The 21,307-nt window shown below is 38.3% G+C and carries 23 protein-coding genes; 6 read left to right on the forward strand and 17 right to left on the reverse strand.

The window, feature by feature from the left end:
- Positions 1–267 precede the first annotated feature (267 nt).
- Positions 268–1,194, forward strand: a complete 927-nt coding sequence (locus tag PAND9192_RS07475) for an alpha/beta fold hydrolase (RefSeq protein ID WP_087853236.1) — start codon at positions 268–270, stop codon at positions 1,192–1,194.
- 52 nt (positions 1,195–1,246) lie between these two features.
- Here the strand turns inward: PAND9192_RS07475 and PAND9192_RS07480 are convergent, their stop codons facing one another.
- On the reverse strand, positions 1,247–1,459 hold the full coding sequence (locus tag PAND9192_RS07480) for an HP1242/YdcH family protein (RefSeq protein ID WP_087820258.1): 213 nt from the start codon (positions 1,457–1,459) through the stop codon (positions 1,247–1,249).
- A gap of 338 nt (positions 1,460–1,797) precedes the next feature.
- Here PAND9192_RS07480 and PAND9192_RS07485 point away from each other — a divergent pair, with 338 nt between their 5' ends.
- The 5 genes from PAND9192_RS07485 to PAND9192_RS07505 all read left to right on the forward strand — a co-directional run bounded on the left by PAND9192_RS07485 (position 1,798) and on the right by PAND9192_RS07505 (position 8,182).
- A complete protein-coding gene (locus PAND9192_RS07485; RefSeq protein ID WP_087853237.1) occupies positions 1,798–2,850 on the forward strand; it encodes a GGDEF domain-containing protein in 1,053 nt (350 codons plus the stop codon).
- A 9-nt stretch (positions 2,851–2,859) separates the two neighbouring features.
- The gene (locus PAND9192_RS07490) at positions 2,860–3,375 is read left to right on the forward strand and encodes an NUDIX hydrolase (RefSeq protein ID WP_087853238.1); all 516 of its coding nucleotides are present in this window, start codon (positions 2,860–2,862) and stop codon (positions 3,373–3,375) included.
- Between the two features lie 852 nt (positions 3,376–4,227).
- Positions 4,228–5,556, forward strand: a complete 1,329-nt coding sequence (locus PAND9192_RS07495) for a Tat pathway signal protein (RefSeq protein WP_087853239.1) — start codon at positions 4,228–4,230, stop codon at positions 5,554–5,556.
- Positions 5,557–5,620: 64 nt separating this feature from the next.
- On the forward strand, positions 5,621–7,471 hold the full coding sequence (locus PAND9192_RS07500; RefSeq protein ID WP_087853240.1) for a phospholipase D-like domain-containing protein: 1,851 nt from the start codon (positions 5,621–5,623) through the stop codon (positions 7,469–7,471).
- A 153-nt stretch (positions 7,472–7,624) separates the two neighbouring features.
- Positions 7,625–8,182 carry a manganese efflux pump MntP gene (locus PAND9192_RS07505; RefSeq protein ID WP_087853241.1) on the forward strand — a complete coding sequence of 186 codons (558 nt, stop codon included), beginning with the start codon at positions 7,625–7,627 and terminating at the stop codon, positions 8,180–8,182.
- 74 nt (positions 8,183–8,256) lie between these two features.
- Here PAND9192_RS07505 and PAND9192_RS07510 read toward each other — a convergent pair whose 3' ends face one another.
- From PAND9192_RS07510 to PAND9192_RS07585, 16 genes are all read right to left on the reverse strand, one after another.
- Positions 8,257–9,165, reverse strand: a complete 909-nt coding sequence (locus tag PAND9192_RS07510; protein ID WP_200817790.1) for a metal ABC transporter substrate-binding protein — start codon at positions 9,163–9,165, stop codon at positions 8,257–8,259.
- A 25-nt stretch (positions 9,166–9,190) separates the two neighbouring features.
- The gene (locus PAND9192_RS07515) at positions 9,191–10,066 is read right to left on the reverse strand and encodes a metal ABC transporter permease (RefSeq protein WP_060998844.1); all 876 of its coding nucleotides are present in this window, start codon (positions 10,064–10,066) and stop codon (positions 9,191–9,193) included.
- Entirely contained in the window at positions 10,066–10,821 is a 756-nt protein-coding gene (locus tag PAND9192_RS07520) for a metal ABC transporter ATP-binding protein (RefSeq protein ID WP_087853242.1), read from the reverse strand. Before PAND9192_RS07520 ends, PAND9192_RS07515 begins: the two co-directional genes overlap by 1 nt.
- Positions 10,818–11,726, reverse strand: coding sequence for a metal ABC transporter solute-binding protein, Zn/Mn family (locus PAND9192_RS07525; protein ID WP_087853243.1), 909 nt, complete (start codon positions 11,724–11,726; stop codon positions 10,818–10,820). Before PAND9192_RS07525 ends, PAND9192_RS07520 begins: the two co-directional genes overlap by 4 nt.
- A gap of 56 nt (positions 11,727–11,782) precedes the next feature.
- Positions 11,783–12,367 carry a DUF6162 family protein gene (locus PAND9192_RS07530; protein WP_087853244.1) on the reverse strand — a complete coding sequence of 195 codons (585 nt, stop codon included), beginning with the start codon at positions 12,365–12,367 and terminating at the stop codon, positions 11,783–11,785.
- Entirely contained in the window at positions 12,364–12,687 is a 324-nt protein-coding gene (locus tag PAND9192_RS07535; RefSeq protein WP_060998917.1) for a hypothetical protein, read from the reverse strand. The genes PAND9192_RS07530 and PAND9192_RS07535 overlap by 4 nt, the downstream gene beginning before the upstream one ends.
- A 100-nt stretch (positions 12,688–12,787) precedes the next feature.
- Complete coding sequence (locus PAND9192_RS07540; RefSeq protein ID WP_200817805.1) at positions 12,788–13,624, reverse strand: DUF4198 domain-containing protein; 837 nt, start codon at positions 13,622–13,624, stop codon at positions 12,788–12,790.
- Positions 13,625–13,635: 11 nt separating this feature from the next.
- Positions 13,636–14,154 carry a DUF2271 domain-containing protein gene (locus tag PAND9192_RS07545; RefSeq protein ID WP_065167441.1) on the reverse strand — a complete coding sequence of 173 codons (519 nt, stop codon included), beginning with the start codon at positions 14,152–14,154 and terminating at the stop codon, positions 13,636–13,638.
- 41 nt (positions 14,155–14,195) lie between these two features.
- Positions 14,196–14,825, reverse strand: coding sequence for a PepSY-associated TM helix domain-containing protein (locus tag PAND9192_RS07550; protein WP_087853246.1), 630 nt, complete (start codon positions 14,823–14,825; stop codon positions 14,196–14,198).
- Between the two features lie 291 nt (positions 14,826–15,116).
- Positions 15,117–15,659: an RNA polymerase sigma factor gene (locus tag PAND9192_RS07555; RefSeq protein ID WP_087853247.1), complete on the reverse strand. Its 543-nt coding sequence runs from the start codon at positions 15,657–15,659 to the stop codon at positions 15,117–15,119.
- A gap of 133 nt (positions 15,660–15,792) precedes the next feature.
- Positions 15,793–16,968 (reverse strand): DUF481 domain-containing protein, encoded by a 1,176-nt coding sequence (locus PAND9192_RS07560; protein WP_087853248.1) that lies wholly within the window; start codon positions 16,966–16,968, stop codon positions 15,793–15,795.
- Between the two features lie 200 nt (positions 16,969–17,168).
- The gene (locus PAND9192_RS07565) at positions 17,169–18,356 is read right to left on the reverse strand and encodes a hypothetical protein (RefSeq protein WP_087853249.1); all 1,188 of its coding nucleotides are present in this window, start codon (positions 18,354–18,356) and stop codon (positions 17,169–17,171) included.
- A complete protein-coding gene (locus tag PAND9192_RS07570) occupies positions 18,356–19,006 on the reverse strand; it encodes an energy transducer TonB (RefSeq protein ID WP_087820275.1) in 651 nt (216 codons plus the stop codon). The genes PAND9192_RS07565 and PAND9192_RS07570 overlap by 1 nt, the downstream gene beginning before the upstream one ends.
- A complete protein-coding gene (locus PAND9192_RS07575; protein WP_036789967.1) occupies positions 19,006–19,410 on the reverse strand; it encodes an ExbD/TolR family protein in 405 nt (134 codons plus the stop codon). Before PAND9192_RS07575 ends, PAND9192_RS07570 begins: the two co-directional genes overlap by 1 nt.
- Positions 19,407–19,940, reverse strand: coding sequence for a MotA/TolQ/ExbB proton channel family protein (locus PAND9192_RS07580; RefSeq protein WP_060998826.1), 534 nt, complete (start codon positions 19,938–19,940; stop codon positions 19,407–19,409). The genes PAND9192_RS07575 and PAND9192_RS07580 overlap by 4 nt, the downstream gene beginning before the upstream one ends.
- Entirely contained in the window at positions 19,940–21,307 is a 1,368-nt protein-coding gene (locus PAND9192_RS07585; protein ID WP_087853250.1) for a MotA/TolQ/ExbB proton channel family protein, read from the reverse strand. The genes PAND9192_RS07580 and PAND9192_RS07585 overlap by 1 nt, the downstream gene beginning before the upstream one ends.

Consider the following 21,307-nt stretch of genomic DNA (forward strand, 5'->3'; position numbering starts at 1 on the left):
TTAATACGTAGTTTCAATCTAAATATTAATACATATCCGTATGGCAATAATACGATATTGTATAAATATTTATTATAGATAAAGATTATGCTATCGATTGCTTTATTTAGCAACTGCACTAATCAGATTATTTTTTAATTCTGACATAATCTTTACAAAAAAAACAAATACAGCTCACAAATTTATTTTAGGGTTAGCGTTATTAATATAATTAACTGCAACACAATAAAACAGTGTATAATTTGTTTTTTATCATTCGAGTAACCAATGAAACGATTCCTGCATTCTCTTATTCTACTATTACCACTTGTTTTCGTCGCTACTGGCTGCGAAGTGGTACGTTGGAAAACAGAACATGACCAATCAACGTTAAAAAAAGAAGGATTCAGCAAGCATCAGATGACACTCCAGCAAGGTGGTAAATTAACTTACTGGGAAGGTGGCCAAGGTCAGCCGTTACTGCTTTTACATGGTTTTGGTGGTACAGCCGCTGCTACGTGGAAAGCAGAAATGCTGCAACTAAGTAAAAAATACCATGTTATTGCCCCTGATTTACTGTGGTTTGGTGAATCTTATAGTAATAGCTCTGCTCAGTTAGCCACTCAAACAAATGCTATTTGGCAATTGGTTGATAGATTAAAGTTAAATAATATTGATGTCGTAGGTATATCTTACGGTGGTTTTATTACTTATGACATGATGCTAACACCTGAGCGCATAAATAAAGCCGTTATCATTGCTAGCCCTGGCCCTTTATTTAATGATCAAGATTTAAATGATTTAGTTAAACGTGCAGGAACTCAATCACCAGAAGAGTTATTTGTACCCAACAATGGCGATGGTGTTAAACGTCTTTACGACAATGTATTTATTGAAAAAAAGATCATTCCTGATTTTATTGCCAATCAAATTTACCTTGATTATTTTTCACAATGGAAGCCACAACGAACACAATTAATTCAAACACTACCTAATGATAGAGATCGCATTCAGCAATATGATCCTAAAAAGTTACCGCAAACCATGCTTATTTGGGGAGAAAATGACCAAATATTTCCACTAAAGAGCGGTATAAAACTTAGCAAATACATTCAAGCGCCTATTGTCGTATTACCAAAAACGGCACATGGCATTACTAATGAAAAACCAACGGTAACTGCTGATTTAATCGACACTTTCCTATCAGCTCAATAATTTTATAATCAAAAAACAAAAAGAGAAGTCTAAGCTTCTCTTTTTTAAACAATTATTGTTCTTTTTGTTGGAGATAAACGAATATTTCATCTTTCAACAATAGCTTTTCTTTTTTTAGTTGCTCGATAAGCATCTCATCAAAACCATTAGAAGATGTCATTTCGTTAATTTTATCATCTAATTCATTATGCTTTTTAAATAGTCGATCAAAGTGAGCATCATGCCCTTTTAGCGATGAAATTAAGCTTCTATATTCTGGAAACATTGTCGCTCCTAATCATTGATAGAGACTTTAATATATACCAAACACAAATAAAGATTCATGACTGAAGATCTCATTTTTAATTATTCAATCTAAAAATCAACCAACTTATTCGTAAATAGAATACAAAATAATCTACCACAATTGCGATTAAAGCTTTAATAAAGGACGAAACAACCAACAAAAAGCACAATTGTAATAAAAATTCCCCTTCTAATATATTAACTTACATTAAATTAAAAAAATAATTAGACATCAATCACAATGCTGATATGCTCTGCATAATAATACATTATGTATTGCATTAACTTTTGTAATGTTATAAGGGTCTGTTCCATATCATGGCTACACTGATTAAAAGTACTCAACTCCAAGCAACAAACTTTGCTTATATTGAACTTAGTGAGAAAACGTTAAGAAAACAACTCTCATTGTTATTCCCTTTTGCTGGCGCTATCTGCGCTATTATCGCTTTTACTTATTTTGTTTCACAGCAAGGACACTATTTCACACTTGTTGGAATACTAGGCATGACATTGTGTTACACCCTTGCAGCATTAAATCGAACCCTCTTTTCAGCAACTATTCTTTTTTGGATCTTTTTAATCGCAACCACACTTGTTTGTTCTAGTGGTTTTTATTTTACAGGTGCTCGTCATATTAGTAATACCATTGGCTTGACCATTCCATTACTGAGCTTTTTTGCTTTACAAATCAGAACGGCGACTTGGTATAGTAGTATTTTTGGTATGCTATATATTGTGTTAAGTGTGTCAGAGATAGCCAATAAACAGATGCAGATCTCATCAGCGCTGCAAAATATTTGTGCTTACTCTACTATCTTTGTCATGGCTTTTTTATTATCTCGTCACCGATATGATGCAATTTTGCAAGTAAAAAGAACGACGACGAACGATTTCCTAACAGGATTATTAAACCGCGAAGGGTTATTGCCACTTTATCAAAATGAATCATCCCGCTGTAAGCGTTATCGTCGTGATATATCCATGCTATTAATTAACATTGATAAATTCAGAGAGGTTAACGACCGTTTCGGGCTAGATGCAGGAGATAAAACCTTAATGATGTTGGCAAAATGTCTTCGTAAAATGTGTGCAGAAAACATGCATATCGCACGCTTGAGTAGCCAAGAGTTTTGTATCATTCTTCCTGATATAGATATTCAAAATGCCGAACAATTTGCGATTAATATTCGAGATGAAATTGGTCAATGGGTATTAGAGTTAACAACTGGACATCAAATTAATATCACCGTTAGTATTGGTATTACTAATATTGAATATCAAGACTTTAGCTATGACTATATCAAGGCAGAAAGTGCATTGATGCGAGCAAAACGTTGGGGTTATAATCAAATAGCTACCAATGAATAGAGAATAATTATGACAAAAATCACGCACTACCAATGGAAATGTTTCAGTATTGAAGAGCAATCGCATCTTTTACCAGATGGTAGAGAGATAGCTTTTACAACGCTAATTCATCCAGGTGCTGTTGTTATTATTCCTATTGATAGCAACGGTAATCTGGTTATGGTGCATCAATATCGTCCAGCAGTAAAACGGTGGTTACTTGAGTTTCCAGCAGGTACGATTGAACCTAATGAAGATATTTTAATGTCTGCCCAACGGGAGTTAGCAGAAGAAACTAACCTCGCAGCAAAGCAATGGCATCTCTTAGGCGAGTTATTACCTGTACCTGGGTTTTGTGACGAGACTCAGTATCTGTATGTTGTTAAAGAGCTCACCCCTACTCAAGGTAAGCTTGATGATGACGAAATAATTGATGTGGTTACTTTTTCTGTTGCTGAAATAGAACAAAAAATCATCGATAATCAAATCCAAGATAACAAAACGTTAGCGGCCTTCTTAAAAGCACGACTGCTTGGCTTCATTTAAACCGTATCACGACTAACATAGTGCGACATTAAATAATAAATATCGCACTATGTTTAAACTTATCCATATCCAAAAAAGTACTCATCATACAAATATATCGAGTTAATCGTCATTAGATCATTTACGTCGAATTTCGCGGTAATAATTCCAAATACCTTCGCTGATATCGTGTTTTGCTTTCGACAAATTGTGGTTATAGATCCATCTTAACTTTACCTATATTGATGATATAACAACTTCATTTTCTGACTGATTATTACCCACATTAATTGTTCAACATCAAAAAGTATCAGTAATATTTAATTTCAACTTTCCTTTAAAGGCGATAATAACAGCACATTAGTAAATTTATAAAATAAAGACTTCTTTTTTTATTGCTTCTTTTAGAACTTTATAAATCATAACCAATATTTTTGTCACGCTAAATTAAAAATTTATATATTAATTAAATATAGAGTAAATTAGCCATGCTATAATTTACTCTTATATGTTTAATTCGAAAAGCAAATGTAAGCAACTGATTAAATTAAGAAAAAAGCATAAGTGAACTATAATCAATAATATTGATTAAATTATAAATCAATATATATGTTATAAAATAATAATGACTGCTTTTATACTGATAGGGAATACCTATGACATCAATAGGTATAACTGATTATGCGTTTTCACTTAGCTCCTATTATTATCTGCTGCCATTTTGCTTAACAGCATCGGATTTATTTATTAAAAACTTTTACTCGTTATTTATTATATATAAAGAAATAAAACCCACATCAATATAAAAATATTCAACATTAAAAATAGAAAATATTTGCTCAACTTTTATAACTATTTACCTAAAGAAATTATATGCCTTTAAAAAGAAGAACGTTTATTAAATCAGGTTTATTGGGAACAGCTGGCTTATTTTTAAGCTCTCCCGTATCAGCATTGCCTCGTTTTGCTATGTCAGAAGATTCCAACGCTATCACTGTTTCTTTTTGTGGAACAAGTTGTACTCGCGATGAAGGCAAAGTATCTCGTGATGGAAGTAATAAAAATATATATCTACCGTCAACAGGCTATATTCCTGTAAGAATTATGAAAGAGATCGATGGCTTTGGTAAAAGTGTTCGCGGTTGTGGTCAAAATGATTGGGCTACATCAAGTACAAGTGAACCTTTACTCGTTAAAGGTCCATTGAATGCCCCTAGCTCACTACTTTCTTATATTCAAAGCTACATTAGTGGTGACCAATATTCGCTAATTGAAGCGGCAAAAGGTGATTCAATGCCAGCGCTTGCTTTACACGGTGCAAATATTGCTGCTGCAAGTAAAGCAGAAACATTTAATTTTATTGGTCATAGTCGTGGGGCTTGTGAAGCCATTATTGCAGCATGGTTCCTGTATGCTTATGGCGATGAAAAAACACGTAACACCCCTGTTAATATTTTTGCTATTGAGCCAGTTCCCGGTCCTGGTGCGTGGTATGGCTTATTAACTCAGCTACCACCGAATGTTGTTAACTATGTTGGTGTTTATGCGTGGGATATGTGTGACAACATAAACACTGCAGATCATGCATATCAAGCGGTTGTTCCACGTCCTAATGGCCGTATGCGTGGGGAAAATAATGACATCAAACTACACAACCAATCATGGCTCAACTGGGCAAAACGAGAAAGCAGTTGGAGTGTATTAGCAGATAAAGCTCAACAAAAGAATCCACTAGAACACGATGACAAAACACCTCAACCTCAAGGTTACGAGCTATACACCTGTCGTGGTCGACACAGCACCGTTGCTGGAAATACAACAGCAGATGGTGCATACGATCCAAGTAAAGACAGTGATAATGTTGCACCGGTTCCTGAGTTAATTTACAAGATGACTCGTGGTTACCTAACACAATGGGGAACGAACTTCACAACCCCTTGTGCCGTTGAAGAAGATGTTCTCACTTTAAGAAAGCACATACATATGTTCCACCGTGAATTTGATCAGATGGGAGGTGGTCCTTTACGTAATAGTAATTTACCTAATCGCCCTTATGTCCGTCGCTTATCATCAATCAGTGGTTATAACCCGCTTAATACTTACTATATGGAAGATGTTGTTGGTAATCCTCCATACAAGCTCACTTATCCCGTTACCTCTGAACGCACAGGTAAAGGTTGGGTTAACTGGAAGTTTTTATAAGCCTTCAGATAACCATTCAACCCATATAGCCATTTATAAAAAAAGCGAATAAACGAGAAAGAATATGAGCAAAATTGATGATGTAAAAAATGAACTAGTTAAAAACGATCTCTTCTACCACGATAGTGAAAATAACTATGTTCGACTCCTTGATACACCTAATGTCTGGGGTATGCCTTTTGGCCCTGAAATTATGCCTCGAGCATACGAACGTCAAGCTGAATTTGAACGAGCAGTCGTTGAGGTTATTCAAAAAGCTCGCTACCGCTGTGATCTTTCATCGCTAAATAGTCCAGATCCTGACTGGGGAAAACCCATCTTAGGTGCTATCGATACCGCTCTATCAACTAAAATGGGTCGTACAGAGCCGACACAATTTCGCTTTCTATTTGGACAAACACCGTTATACCCATTTTATAAGCCAGGCAATCTTATTGATTTTCAAGATGCTTTAAAGCGATTAGTTGAAGAGCGTTCAGCACATTGGGAAGTGATGCCAGAATTCATTGTTGGTCGTTTTTATGAACGAGCAGCAGGATCACAACAATCACTACAAACCAAATTTTTACCGGCTGAACTTGTATCAAGCTACGGCACAAAAATGACATGGAACCACTCTAAAATTATTGCAGTAGACGGTGTTGAATCCCTAGCTGGCGGCCATAATCTTAACATGGATTTATTTAGAAGTTACCCGCCGGTTCATGATGTATCTGCCGTTGTTCATGGTGATGCAACATACGGTGCGCAGCTTTACTTAAATAATATGTGGACGGGAACTACAGATCTACTCACTAAAGAGACATTTGATATTGAATCAATGGCATGGGTACTAAAAGACTCAGAGCCTGATTTTCCAAATGACCCGTTAGAACTTAGCTATGTTCTTGATTATATGAAAGATAAGCAAGAACAGTTATTAGATGTTCATCAAACAGGCATTCAACCCGGCGTTGATCCTAAACAACCTGAATTGGATCTTCTGCCACCTGTTTTTGCTATAAATGACTTCGATTTACGCTCTGTTTCTGATCTTAAAGCGCCTGTTTTTGAAGATCGCATTGTATACAATAGTTATGAAAGCCTTGATAAATACAAAAGTGCAAGCCGTATTCTTACCGTGGGTAAGTACTGGACTGGCTTAAACCGTAGCACTGACTTTAAGATCGGATCTGAAATAATGAAGAAAAATCTGATCTTAAATGCGAAAAGCGTTGTACGCATGTCACAACAAGATATTATCAGTGCATGGAAAAAGAACTGGAAAGATCACTCTGTTGCTCAATGGATCATTGAAGCATTACTAAAAAACGAAGACTTACAAGTACAAGTTGTTGTTTCTGCACTTGATGCTGGCGCAGGTGCTGCTGGTGACCAATATTCTTTTGGTTCAGGAGCAATTAGAACTTTTGGTCTACTTAAATACTATATGACGCATGATGTCGCGACAGATAAGTTACTAGATGATACTGATGGCAAACGAGCGAATGCACTAAATCGACTTTTTGTTGCACCATTCACATTTACAGATAAAGTACCTGAAGGTGACTTTATTGAAGGTAAAACATATAAATGGCCGAAATTACCGCCAGAAGGCCGTACCGCCACGTTAAAACAGCCGCCATTATCAGAAGAACCGCCACACCATGGCATTATTGGTCACCCATTCTATGCAACTATTAACGCAAGTGGATACTTCTACGATCGTGTTGATTGTGCTCCCGGTAACCATGCAAAAATCATGATCGTCGATGATGAAGTTTGCATCATTGGCTCTGATAATCTATATCCTGGCAACCTCTCTGAGTTTAACAACCTCATGGAAGGTGACTTTGTCGATGAACTATTAAATGAATATTGGAATCCATTATGGAAATATTCATCTCCACATGCCTACACGGGTAATAATTCATAAACATTAAATAACATAATAAGTAGTCAATTTATTTGACTACTTATTTTTAAACTCAATAAAATACTCTCATATCTGAAAAATTACTATTCATACAAATATATCGCCTTAATCATCATTTCAGTTTATAAAAGCATTTTTATGAGATGAACTATCGTGTCTTTCTTACTCGCTTTGATTTTCTCCCTTTCATCGAATCTCGATAATTTCGTTATTGGCCTAACTTATGGCGTAAAAAATGAAAGGATCCCACTGGTTTCTAATGCCATTATTGCTTTTATTACGTCAGTCGTTACTTTGATCTCGATGCTTGGTGGCCAGTTAGTAACTCAACTAGTACCTCATAAAGTATCAAATGAACTAGGCTCTGTTATTTTTATTTTAATGGGTACATGGTTTATCTGTGCTGACATGCTAAAAAAGCAACAACAGAAGCAAGAAAAAACAAAAACAGCCCTTAATTTCAAAGGTGCTGTAATGCTAGGTTTATTATTATCAATTAATAATATTGGTGTTGGTATATTAGGCAGTATTACTCACCTTAATATTTATCTAGTTGTCGCTTTAACCTTTATTACCGGTATGATGTTAACGTATGCGGGTAATCATATTGGTGACAGTGTAATAGGAAAAATAGTCGGAAAATATAATGATTTAATCTCCGGCGGGTTACTTATTCTATTAGGCATTTTATCTTTATTCTTTTCGTTTTAAACCAAAACTATTTGTAAAACATGAAACCCAGCTTTATCTCATAAAATAAAGATCTGGGCTTCTATGTTTTTAGATTATAACGAAATCTGCCAACGCTTAAGAGGCTCAGCATGGTTTATACCAATGCGTCCCCAACGATCAACACTATCAATGACCATCACATTCACATCTTTAGGTAATAATGCTTGTTGAGATAATGTCAGTTTTTTAGTGGTTAACAGCCATAAACTATCATCGTCAGCCAATAAGCTAGTGAGTTTATTCTTATCTGCTGCGGTCCATTCTAATTCCGGTGTTGTTAAACGATCGACAACAAATAATTGATTACCAGAAGCAAAATCTTCAAGCTCATTAGAAAGTAAAACAACCGAATCAACACCCGCTTCTATTAATACTTGTTGTTGTTTATTAATTAACTGACGTACATCATTCATTAATTGTTGCTGATTTTTTTCTATTTGTTGGGCTTTTTCAGGCCACAAGCGTTGTAAATCATCGCTGACAATTGCCGCCATACGACTAAGATTAGTTGGATTTAACCATGAATAGATTGAGGTTGAACCATCTTCTAAACGCAATGCAGCAACACCTTGTGCTCGTGGTGAAATTGCTTGTGATGCATCAATCTCGACTATCTTAATATTACCTTGCCGAGCATTAACATACAGTGGATCTTGCGGCCAAATAGCTCCTAATGTAATCACAGCTTGCGCTTTCTTGCTCGCCTCTTTTGTTACCTTGTCACCTTTTGATGCAAACCAATTCGGTAATCGTGACACGCCATAACGCTTAGGTGGTAAATATTCCGTCGTTAGCCCTGTATTATTAGTTAGCTCTGTTGCCAACATATAAGTAACCGGGGTTGCGGTTAAAATATCTTGCGCTTGGGCGTTACTAATATAACTCCATCCTGCCGCTATCATTACAGCTGTGCACAGTGATTTTCTCAGAAAACTTATCGATTGTTGCTGAACATAACTCATGGGGATTCCTTAAAAAATACAGCGACTACCCTTTACGAACAATGCGGTAACAGGTGGCAATTAAAAAGAAAATAGCAGAAACAATAATAATCGCAGCTCCCGAAGGAACGGGAAGTTTAAGCTCCATTGGTAATACCGTACCAACAACACAGCTGATGGTAGCCAATAACGCTGATAGCAATACAAAACTGCCCATATTTTTAGTTAATAGGCGAGCTGTGGCCCCAGGAATAAGCAATAAAGCACCAACCAACACAGCACCGACAATCTTAACCGAGGCTATAGTTACCAGCGTAATCATCATCACAAACAAGTAATCATAAAAGTTAGTTTTATAGCCACGAACACGCGCAATATCAGGGCTAATACAAGTTAATAAAATGCGGTTAAAGGTCGGTATCAATAGCACAATAATTAAACTGCAGCTTATTGCTAATACCCATAGATCTTGATCGGTTACTGTTAAAATCGAGCCAAACAGCACGTTTTCTAGCATGTGAATATTAATTTTACGTGCAACATACATTAATAATGCCGCGCCTACCGCTAATGCCAAGGCAAGAAATACACCAACGAGCGTATCGTAAGGCACATTGGTTCGATTACGAACAAAATGCAGTAGCAACGCAAAAATCATGCAAAAGCTAAATAATCCAATAAACGGATTTTCAGGCGGCTCACCTAAGAGTACCCCCAACGCGATTCCGGTTAAGGCTGCATGTCCTACAGCCTCAGAGAAAAAAGCCAAACGCTTAGCAATAACTAATGTTCCTAGTCCGCCTAATAATGGGCCTAATAACAGCGCCGCAACAATGGCATTCACCATGAAGGCATATGAAAAGCTATCACTTAAAAAACCAGCATCAACACCTAATTGTGCCCAATGACGTAATAATTCCATTACGCGACCTCATGTTGCTTCGCCGCAATCGGCGCATGGCTATAGTGATTAAATAAACGTTCAATTTTTTCAGGTATCAACACCTCTGAGTGATGACCTGAATCGACAAGAATACGATTAACAACATGGACTTGTGCATCCAATCGACGTACAGCTGTAACATCATGATGCACTGCTAATACTGTTTTACCTTGGGCAACAAACTCATGAATCAATGACTCTAAATAACGTACACCTTGTTCATCCATACCAGTCGTTGGTTCATCAAGCACCAGTAAATCAGGGTTATCTAATAATGCTTGAGCAAACAATACGCGTTGCTGTTCACCACCTGATAATTGTCCCATACGACGATCGGCTCGATTAGCCATACCAACACGCTCAAGTTGAGTTAATGCAAAGGCTTTATCTTGCTGTCGTTTACGCCAAAATAATGGTGAACGCGTTAAGTTAAGTAAAATAAAGTCCATCACGGTTAACGGCAGGCTTTGTTCAAACATTGCTTTTTGAGGTACATAACCTACAGAACCCGGTTTGCCGTTATTAACCTCATCGTTCCATAAAATATCAATCTCGCCCTTAAATGGTGTTAAACCAAGAATAGAACGTAATAGCGATGTTTTGCCGCCGCCATTTGGTCCCATAACCACATGGCACTTACCTGCTTCAAAGCTATGATTTATATTAGATAAAATGTGGTTTTCACCGTATTGCAACTCAAGATTAGCAATCTCAATTTGTGGACCAACACTCATGCTTGATCCTTCTTGGCAGCAAATTGCATTGCTTCAACTAGTGTGTCTAAATTTTGCTGCATTTCAATTTCTACTTTTTTAGCGTCATATTGGCCATGCGTCATGTGTGAGAAGCGATATAACTTCACCCCTGTCGCTTTTTCAATGGTATCAACATAACGATTAGGCATATTTAATTCATAAAACAGCACATCAATACCTGATTGCTTGATTTTCTCAATCGTGCCCTGCAACTGGCTCGCACTTGGTTCAACACCATGAGCAGGTTCAATCACAGCAGCAACATCAACACCAAATTCTTGTAATATGTAGCCGTAAGCATTATGCGTTGTGGCGACTTTCATTCCCGCGGTATTTAAGTCACCCAGCGCTAACATTGATTTACGCTTCATTAATCGAAATTTTTTCGCATAATCACGAGCATTTTTACGGTATTCACGTGCATTGTCAGGATCGAGTTCAGCTAATTTATTAGCAATGGTATATACCTTTTGAATTGTGGTTGATAAACCAACAAAGGTATGTGGATTAACAGCTCCGTTACCAACAGACTGCCCCATAGCAGGAAGTAACGGCACATCATTATTCGCTTCAAGCACCACTAAATCATCACGGTTAGCAGCATCAATCACTTTAAGAGCAAAATCATCATGACCAATGCCATTAACAACAATAACGTCCATTTGTTTTAGACGGCGTAGATCATTGGGTTGTGGTTGATAGTTATGAGGATTAAAACCTGCATCAACTAACGGTAAAATATCAGCCTTGTCGCCCACTACCGCTTTTACATAGCTATAGTAAGGTTGCAGTGTAATACCAATAGTTAGTTTATCAGCAGCTGCACAGCTAAAACTGACCAATAATGCTGCAGCGGTTAGTGCCGTTTGAATGACTATTTTCATAATATGTTTACTTCAACGTTAGAGAAAAGAATAACCGTCAGCTATATGCCAACACCTCAATGCGTTTGAGACTGCTCATTACTGTCGTTATGAAATACAATTTGTGTCCAACCATTATCGATAAGTTGCTGAGTTTCAAATACAGCATCCTTATTGATAACTAACGGTGTCGTGTCTTGAGAAAGTGCTAACCAAATATCAGGTTCAGGGCTATTACTGTTGAGAATAACGGATGATGCACCTTGTTTTTCACGACGAATGCCTTGATAAATAGCCCCATTAAGATGCTGCCATTGATGACGGCCTTTTCGCTCCCAGCTCTTATCTTCGATGAAAGGTGCGAGCCATAATTCAGATAACTCCGCCATATTGGGCCAGCGATTTTGATTATCAAATTCACGATTATCTTGATTGATATTACGAATTTCTTCGTGAGCAAGACGTAACTCGGCCACCATTGCTAATTCGTCAGGGCTTAACTCAGTGACTGCTATTTGGTAAGAATCTAACGGCTGTGATTGGGTTTTATCTTGATGAAAAGGCAATAACCCTGCAGCTACTAACAAAATAGCGACGATAATACCGCCAACCCATTTACCTTCTTTGCCACCATTGTCTGACGCTACAGATTGACGGATCATTTTTCGCTAATCTCAACAACATCGACTTCAACAGGACTTTCATGGCCAGAATCAAACACTAAATAAAAATCAGTATCTGGTTTAGTAAACTCAGCAATTGAGCGTTTATCGGTGTTTACTTTGGCAATAAGATTATCGTCGTAATCATACATATTAACGTTGTAATCAACTGCTTTGCTGCCATCGCTATAGCCCGTTTCACAAGCTACTTTGTCACTTTCAAACCAACAGCTCATCAATGGGAAATGCGCTTGAGCTGCAGTTGAAAATAAGCCTAATGTTAATAACGATAACTGAATAACTGATGTCTGTTTTGTCATAACAATCTCGAACCTGCCCATATTATTGATAACTGTAATAAGTGACATATAAAGGAATAAAACCGCTGCCTTCTATCAGAAAGCAGCGCGCTAGATAGTCTTACTGTAGTGATGCTTCAAAGGTGATATGCACATTGACGTTCGCAGTATCAACCATTGGGTTATTGGCAATTTCACCACGATAATTTGCTTTCATGATATAGCGACCAGCTGTTGCCGGTGTAAAGCTCACCATGCCATCTTTATCACTCACAACATCAATTTGCTCTTGGTGATTACGGTATAACGTCCCTTCACGGGTTACTTCAGCAACAACACCCGCTTGCGGCTTACCATTAAAGTAGAATTGAAAAGTGACAGGCTCACCTTCAATAATGTCAGCTGGATGAGTGATCGGCAGCAATTCTAGATATTTACCAGTAAGTTCCATAGCCTTGGTACTTGGCTTACCAACAGTGACATAGGTTTCCGCACGGGTGTAGCCTACTTGCGTAATAACATCGCGAGATTTTTTAGGTAACACGCTATCACGTTCAACTTTATTGGCCGCAATCCATTTAACCGTATCGCGACGACCAGCTTTATATTGAGTGAAATAAACCGGAGTCTGATTTACTTGAATTTTATGTGTGCCTTGCTCTTCAAAATAGAAGTCGAAAATCGCACGACGCTTACCACGAATAGTAAAGTTAGGACGCTCTGTACGACCATCAGGCATCACAACTTCTGCAGTTTCCGTACTCGCTGGCTTATCATAAACAAAGGTACCGTGTGACGCTGTAACATCAAAAGATAACCAATCGCCACCTTCCTTTGATACCGTAAAATGTGACGGTAACACCCATCGCGGATGCGCATTTGCCGATGTGGAAACAGCCAAGCCTGCAATAACAGCACATGCCAGAGAAAACGCTTTCATTTTATTATTTTTCATAATGTTACTATCACTCAAAGTTTGTAATTAAGCTGAATAGCACCGGTTTCTTCCGTTGGTGCAATAACATGGCTAAACGCGTTTTCGCCTAGCTCGATTTTTTGACGCAAGTAGTTTCGGCCACCGTGTTCACGTACAACTTCTACATAAAAGGTATAATTGCCCTGTTCAACAGGCTGCCCTTTATCATTTAAGCCATCCCAAACGAACTTATATTCGCCCGCAGGACGTGTTGCCGATGTAACCGCATCAACTAACTCACGATCGTAACGACCGACTTTGCGCCACCAGCTACGTAAATCTTTTAACCACTCATCTTTACCAACCCACAACTGCACAGTGCGTACAGGTTTACGGTTGGCATCTTCAACCCATACAGCAACATATGGACGTGCATACATGGTGGTTTCAATCGCTGGTAGTGTGAAATTCACCTCAAGCTGAGCATTTTCAGGCACAGGTTTGGCAATCGCACTCGCCAATGGTGTTAACAATAACGCGGCTAATAATGGTTTTTTTATGACGTTAAACATGGTGATAACTAACCTTAGATAAAAGCGACAATCAAATACTGCTATGGCACAGCAAAGATATAAATCAATAAACTAATCAAAGAACCGAGCCCCATCCACTTCAAAGAAGTATTGAAGGTTTTCTTTTTAGGTATTAATAAGCACACGCCTGTTAATACGAACATCACCATCAATAAAGCTGTAATATCAATAAACCAGCGCCAAACTTCACCACTATTACGCCCTTTATGAAGGTCATTCAGTACAGCAATCACACCATAATTGGTACTTTCAATAGTGGCTTGTGCGGTTGTCATATCAATAAATACCGTGGCGTTATAACCAGGGCCTTTATAATCGAGTGAAATTTCACCTTCTAATAATTCATCGCCATCAACATCGGTAAATATATCAATCGCAGAAGGCGTACCAGTTACATCACCATGCTTAGCAAGATAGGCAATTAAAGCGGCACGATCAGGTGTAAATGGCCCTTTATCGGAGCTTAATAACTCTGTTGGAATAACCAGTTGCTGCTCGATAACATCTGGTGATTGGCTAACAAAAAGATGAGGCCGATTTAAAGTGATTCCAGTAATGGCAAAAAATAACACCACCAGCAGCAGTGCCATTGAAATATAAATATGTAAACGGCGTGCCCATAATTGCACTGCCTTATTTTTTAACACCATTACAAACATCATGATAAAGAACTGGAATAATGATAATTTAATTGATAATCGTTCTTATTGGCATTCAATTTACATTATTTACGTTGGTTAGAAACGAGTTACGAAAGTGCGAGGTGCGAGGTGCGAGGTGCGAGGTGCGAGGTGCGAGGTGCGAGGTGCGATAGAAAATACCTTTTATAACAAACATCAACTAAGGTATTTTGATTATCGACTATTTTTATCGTAATTATTACATGCACCCCATAGAATGACCATTTTAATAAAATGGTTCTAATCCATTTAAGTTACATATTATATTATCAACAAGCTTAAACTTTGTAGCGCTCGATATAACCGCATTTTACACGCACTAATAGTAATCTGTAAGATATGGCTAATTTCACTTAATGAAAAGTCTTTATAAAAACGTAATTGTATTATTTCTTGTTCATTTCCTGATAACCTTGGAATTATTTTATTAAAATCTATTTCTAAATTCAAATCACCATCATTAACCACTATTAAATTATCTAACGTCTTTACTGCTACCATATTATTATTACATTTATGTTTAAGGTAGGTATAACAAACATTATCGGTAATAGTATATAGCCAAGTTTTAAATAAAGCATCATGACGATATACAGGTAATGCTTTATATACTCTAATTAAAACATCTTGAACGAGATCTTCAGCGGCAATTCTATCTTTGGTTTTATAAAAACATCTTTTATATAATAAGCTTAAGTATGGTTGTATAATCAGATGAAATACTTCATTTTTATCATGCTGATCACATTGAAATACAGAGATAAGATGACACTCTTTACCATGATCATTATCGTATACGTTCATAATAGATTCCATTCTAAATCGCATTCCATTTAACAATAAAAATAGTTATTTTTACGCTCTATTGAATATAAGCGAAAAAAAACACTGACTTGTCTTATAAAAAAGAAATCAGTGTTTATATAAATATACGTGCTTATTTCAAGCGATAAGTCAGACCCATTTGAAGAGTTTTATCCACATCATCATTACGATCTGTTACACCAGGAACATAGTCGATATTATCGTCTGTTTTCGATAAACCAGCGGTTAATGTTAAACTGATAACATTAGAAACATAGTAGCGGAATGTTGATTTTAGGCTATTAGTCATTAAATCTTCTGAGCCGTCGCTCTCAGAATAATTTAATAACCATGTATTTTCCCAATCAATATTGTCACGTAGCTCATAGGTTAATGACATTGAATTTGACGCATTAAAGCCATTGTCACCATCATCAAGTATCGCGGTTAATATTGCTTCATTAGAAAATTGAAGTTGATTATTAATTGGATAATGGTATTCAGCTCCTACCTCTAATGCGGGCTTTGTATCAGAGCCATCATAATTGGTTAATACCGCGCCAATACCAGCACGTACTAACCAACCGTATTTACGGGTTGATATACGCTCATTAACTAATACATCATAAGATTTAATTGCACCACGAGGACCTAATGTCGTACCTAATGCCTTACCAATTGCTTCAACCCAATATTCAGCATAATCAGCAGAACCATATCGGCTACGATACTCAGGCTCTTTTGCTATAATTTGAGCGACATTTTGATAAGTGGCGCGAGAAACTGAACCTTTTAATAACCCGCGTTCTTGTAATTCTTCAATAACACGAATTGTTTTTGCCATTGGCGTTGCGTTCACTACTCGTCCATAACCAACACCAACGGTTAATTTAGTGAATGGATCAACCATATCTGTTTGTGCGCCGATCTCAGCTTTACTGTACCAAAAAGCATTATTCTGAGTCGGGTTAAAATACATATCATTAGTTAATGAGGCTAAGGCTTGATAATTCTTTTTGGTACTATCACCATCACTGCTGCCACGACTCATCGAGGTATCACCGATAAAGTTTACACGGGTATTTCTATCTGGTGATGAAAAGACTTGATCATAATTCGCACTAATATCGGTACTGAAGCTGGTTTGATCTTGATTACCACTTTGCAAGTCAAATTGGGCATTTAAATAAGCATCTTGATAAGCGGATGTTGCTTCTTCATAGTCAAACATTGTGATCTCTTCAGCGCCAGTTGCGGAAGATAAGAGCAAACCAACAGCCGCAGAGAGTGCTGTAATTATTGGTTTCATGATGTTTCTCCTAATTTGTTTATTGTTTTATTTATGTCAACTCACTACTTATTTTTAGTGGCTCCATAACACAAACTTGATAAACATTAAAAAAGTCACATTCATATTTTGTTTTTTTTCATGTTCCTAAAAATAAGAAAGGCGAGCTCAATGGCTCGCCTTCAGACAACTAACAATATATCCAATAATTACTCTATTAGTTAAGCACTTGCATCCATCTTACGCATTTGAGCTAAATATTTAACCCAACTTTTCGCAGCGGAAGACGGCTTGATATTATCCGCTTGCTTCGCATGAATTATCGCTTGCTCGAGATTATTCATTTTGTAATAAACCCGCACTTTCGCTAATTCTACTTCGGCACGTTTATCTTTGCGCTTAACACGATCTAATTCCACTAAGGCTTGTTTATACTTCCCTTCTTGAACTAACAATTGCGCTAATTGCCAACGGTAGTGATTATCTTTAGCCGCTACTTTACTCCATAGCTTGATCGCTTTATTCCACTCGCGTGCCATTTGCCAATAGTTTGCTTGCTCTATCAATAATGTCTTATCGCTATTTGCATCCTTCAATGCCGCAATTTGCTTGGCAGCGCGTTCTGGAATACCTTGTTGAGCATACAATTGAGCCAATACTTTAAGATCTTGCTGACTCAATGCAACACCTTGGTATTTAGCCAGCTTTAATGTTGCTAATGCATCGGCGTTTTTTCCAGTTCGCATTTGGATACTGGCTAACTGCTGCCACCAAATTAACTTATTCGGTTCAAGTGCAATTAAACGGTTTAACGTTGCCGAAGCACCTTGCCAATGTTTCAATTGAAGCTGTGCACCTAGCTTAATCGATAATGGCGACATGCTATCTTTCAGGCGATAACCGTCGTAACGCTTCATTGCAGTTAGCACTTGTTGCCATTGTGATTGCTGATAATGCGCTTGCGCAATACGTAACCACAACTCAGAGCCTTTTTGCTTAGCCGGAATATTTTTAGTTAACTTATAATAATGCGGTAATGCTTGACTGTATTTCGCCTCAGAGAGCAAAATATCCGCCAACATGCGCTCAGTAGTCCAAGCTTGATTATCTTGTAACAAACCACTGTTTACTGCTTTTGTTAGCAACTTCACTGCTTGTGATGTTTTACCTTGTTGCCAATAAAACACCCCCAACATACGCTGAACATAGGCTTTATCATACGCAGCACTTGGGTTCATTTCTGCTAACATAGCGACGGCTTGATCAAGCTTATCATTTAACTGTAAGTTATTAGCGCGCTGTACCTTATTAGCCGTTGCTTGTGATAACTGACCACCACTTGCATAAGCATAAGATAATGGCAGTGAAGCCGATAAGGTTAACGCGATAATAAAAGCGATCTTTTTCATTATTGATTCAACCTAAATTCAAGACGTACTGTCTGCCCTTGTTGCGCCATTGCGGTGCCATTAACAACTTGTGGTTGATATTTCCACTTGCGTAACGCGCGAATCGCTTCTTTATCAAATAAACGTCGTGGTTTCGCATCCATAACAGCAATATCAATCGGTCTACCTTGAGTATCAATGGTGAATTTAAGCACCACATAACCTTCTTTACCCTGACGCAAAGCTCGCGAAGGATAACGTGGTTCAACCCGATAAAGTGGCATCGCTTGTTGCGATTTACCTAAACCATTTCCGATCGCTGCAGCACTACTAAAATCAGTAAATTTAGGCGCATTAACCGCTAAACCGTGAATCGATGTATCCAGACCTAAACTTGGAATTGATGCCATCGGCATTGCAGTTGATGTTGCTGCTTGCGACTGCGATGGTTGCGCTTCTGGTGGTGGCGTCGGTGTTTCTGGTGGCGGTGGAGCAACACGCTGACGACGTTGTGGCGCTTGCTCGTGTTCTACCATCACCATATTAAACGCTAACGGCGGCGAATTATCTTGTGGTTGATGATTACCGTTATCCACCATCCATGCCATTAGCGTAAATAAACCTAAAGCCATCGCCAGCGCCAATGGCAATGCCATCAATATGCGCATCATTAGTTTTTCTCCGCCGCCAGAGCAATATTCTTCACTCCTGCACCTTTTGCAGCGTCCATCACTTTAACAACCGTACCGTTATAAGCATGTTCATCTGCTTGGATCACTAATGCAGCATCTGGTTGTTCAGTGAGCATATGCTCAAGTGTTGCTTGCACACGTTCGGCATCCACCACTCGCTTATCAATGTAAATATCATTAGCTGCGGTGATCGCCACAAAAATACCAGCATCTTTTTGACTAACAACATGGCTTGCTTGAGGGCGATTAACTTCAACCCCAGATTCACGCACAAAAGAACTAGTCACAATAAAGAAAATCAACATGATGAAAACGATATCTAGCATCGAGGTTAAATCTATTTGTGCATCTTCACGCACTGACGAGCGACGACTGAGTCTCATTGCTGACTCCTTAATGATTTTTCTAATTTTAACTCACGCATTTGGCACGCTTTTGCCAATCGAGCATGAATAAACATCCCTGCTAATGCGGCTACCATGCCCGCCATAGTCGGTAATGTCGCCAGTGATATACCTGACGCCATTAATCGAGGTTGGCTACTGCCTTGGGTTGCCATAACATCAAACACAGAGATCATACCTGTCACAGTACCAAGCAATCCTAGCATTGGACAAATAGCCACTAACACTTTAATAAAATTAAGGTTTTTGTTTAATGCTATTTTTGCATCAGCTAACCAGCCATCACGAATAGCATGGGCATACCACGATTGATGATCAGCACGTGCTGCCCATAATGCTATCCAGTGTTGTCGCTGCTGTGGAAAGTAAAATGCAAGGTAAATCACTCGCTCAAAGACTAATAACCACAACACAGCAACAACCGCAGCTAACCACCACAGGATCACACCGCCTTGCGCCATAAAATGCGACAGTGAAAACCACCAGCTTTGTAATATGCTGCTATCCATTAGGCTGCCTGTTCAGTTGTCATGCCAGAATTCTTGATGCCATTGTTATCATTCTTTTCGGCTTGTTCCGCTACTAAGCTAATACCTTGTTTTTCAAGGATCATACGAATATTTTCAGCTTGAGAACTTAAAATATTATGCGCCAGCAACAGTGGCATTGCCGCAACTAGGCCTAATACCGTGGTAACCAGTGCCATTGAAATACCACCCGCCATCACTTTAGGATCGCCATTACCAAACTGAGTGATCACTTGGAACGTTTCAATCATACCGGTAACAGTACCTAACAGGCCTAGCATCGGTGCTAAAGCTGCAAACAGTTTTAGCATTGATAAGCCTTTTTCTAGCCCTTGTTGCTCATCGACAATTGCTTCTAGCAAACGCAATTCTAACGCTTCAACACTGCGGCTTTGCTCTTTGTTATATACCGCAAGAACACGGCCTAAAGGGTTATTACCTGGCTTAGATGGTTGCTTCAATTGCGCTTTAATCTGTTGACGAATCAGCGCCAATTTTGTACCACGGAAAATCGCAATACCTGCACCAATAGCAAGCAGCAATAAGATCACTTTACCGACTGCACCACCGGCTTGTAGGCGATCCATTAACGTCGGAGACTGTGCTAATTGCTCTAGCATCATTCCACGCGAAGGATCAACAACTACCATTTGATTAGCTGTTGATACAAGCTGATTGTAATTTGCTAATGTCGGTGCATGTTCAGGTTGCTGTAAATACGCCATAGCCACATGTTGACTACCGTCCCAACGTAAATAACCGTTGTCGCCCACTAAACCAATGCTACCTAAACGTAATGCTTCAACGTTACTTTGCTCACCATCACCATTGATATATGGCACGCTCACTTTGGCAATTTGGCCACTAGCAACAATCTGATCTGTCATTGCTTGCCATAAGCCTTGTAGCTGTGCCATTGAAGGCAATGCTTTAGCGGCAACAATGTCATTTACAACGGCATTATCTTGGCTGTTATCAATCGCTGTTACTGCATGTTGCTGCTCGGCTTGAACTTCTTTAGCGGTTTGACGCACTACGCCAAATAGTTCACCTAAGCTGCCACTTTCTAGACGCAATTGTTGCTCTAGCGTTGATAGGTGTTGTTCATTAGTGCTAAAGGTTGTACTTAATACTTCAGTAGCGGCTTTAAGCTTATTACGCTCAGCCACTAATGCATCATATTGTGCTTTCACCGTTTGCTGAGTACGGTTAAAACCCGCTTCACGCTGAATATTATGCTGAGTTTGTTGGCTTTGTTCTTGTTGTGCTTGTTTTACTACCGATTCTGCATTCACGGCAAATGGCATACTTGCGACGCAAAGGGCAGCAACTAACGCTTTTAGTTTCAT

Origin of the sequence: Photobacterium andalusiense, from assembly GCF_900185625.1 — a bacterium.
GTDB classification, from domain to species: domain Bacteria; phylum Pseudomonadota; class Gammaproteobacteria; order Enterobacterales; family Vibrionaceae; genus Photobacterium; species Photobacterium aquimaris.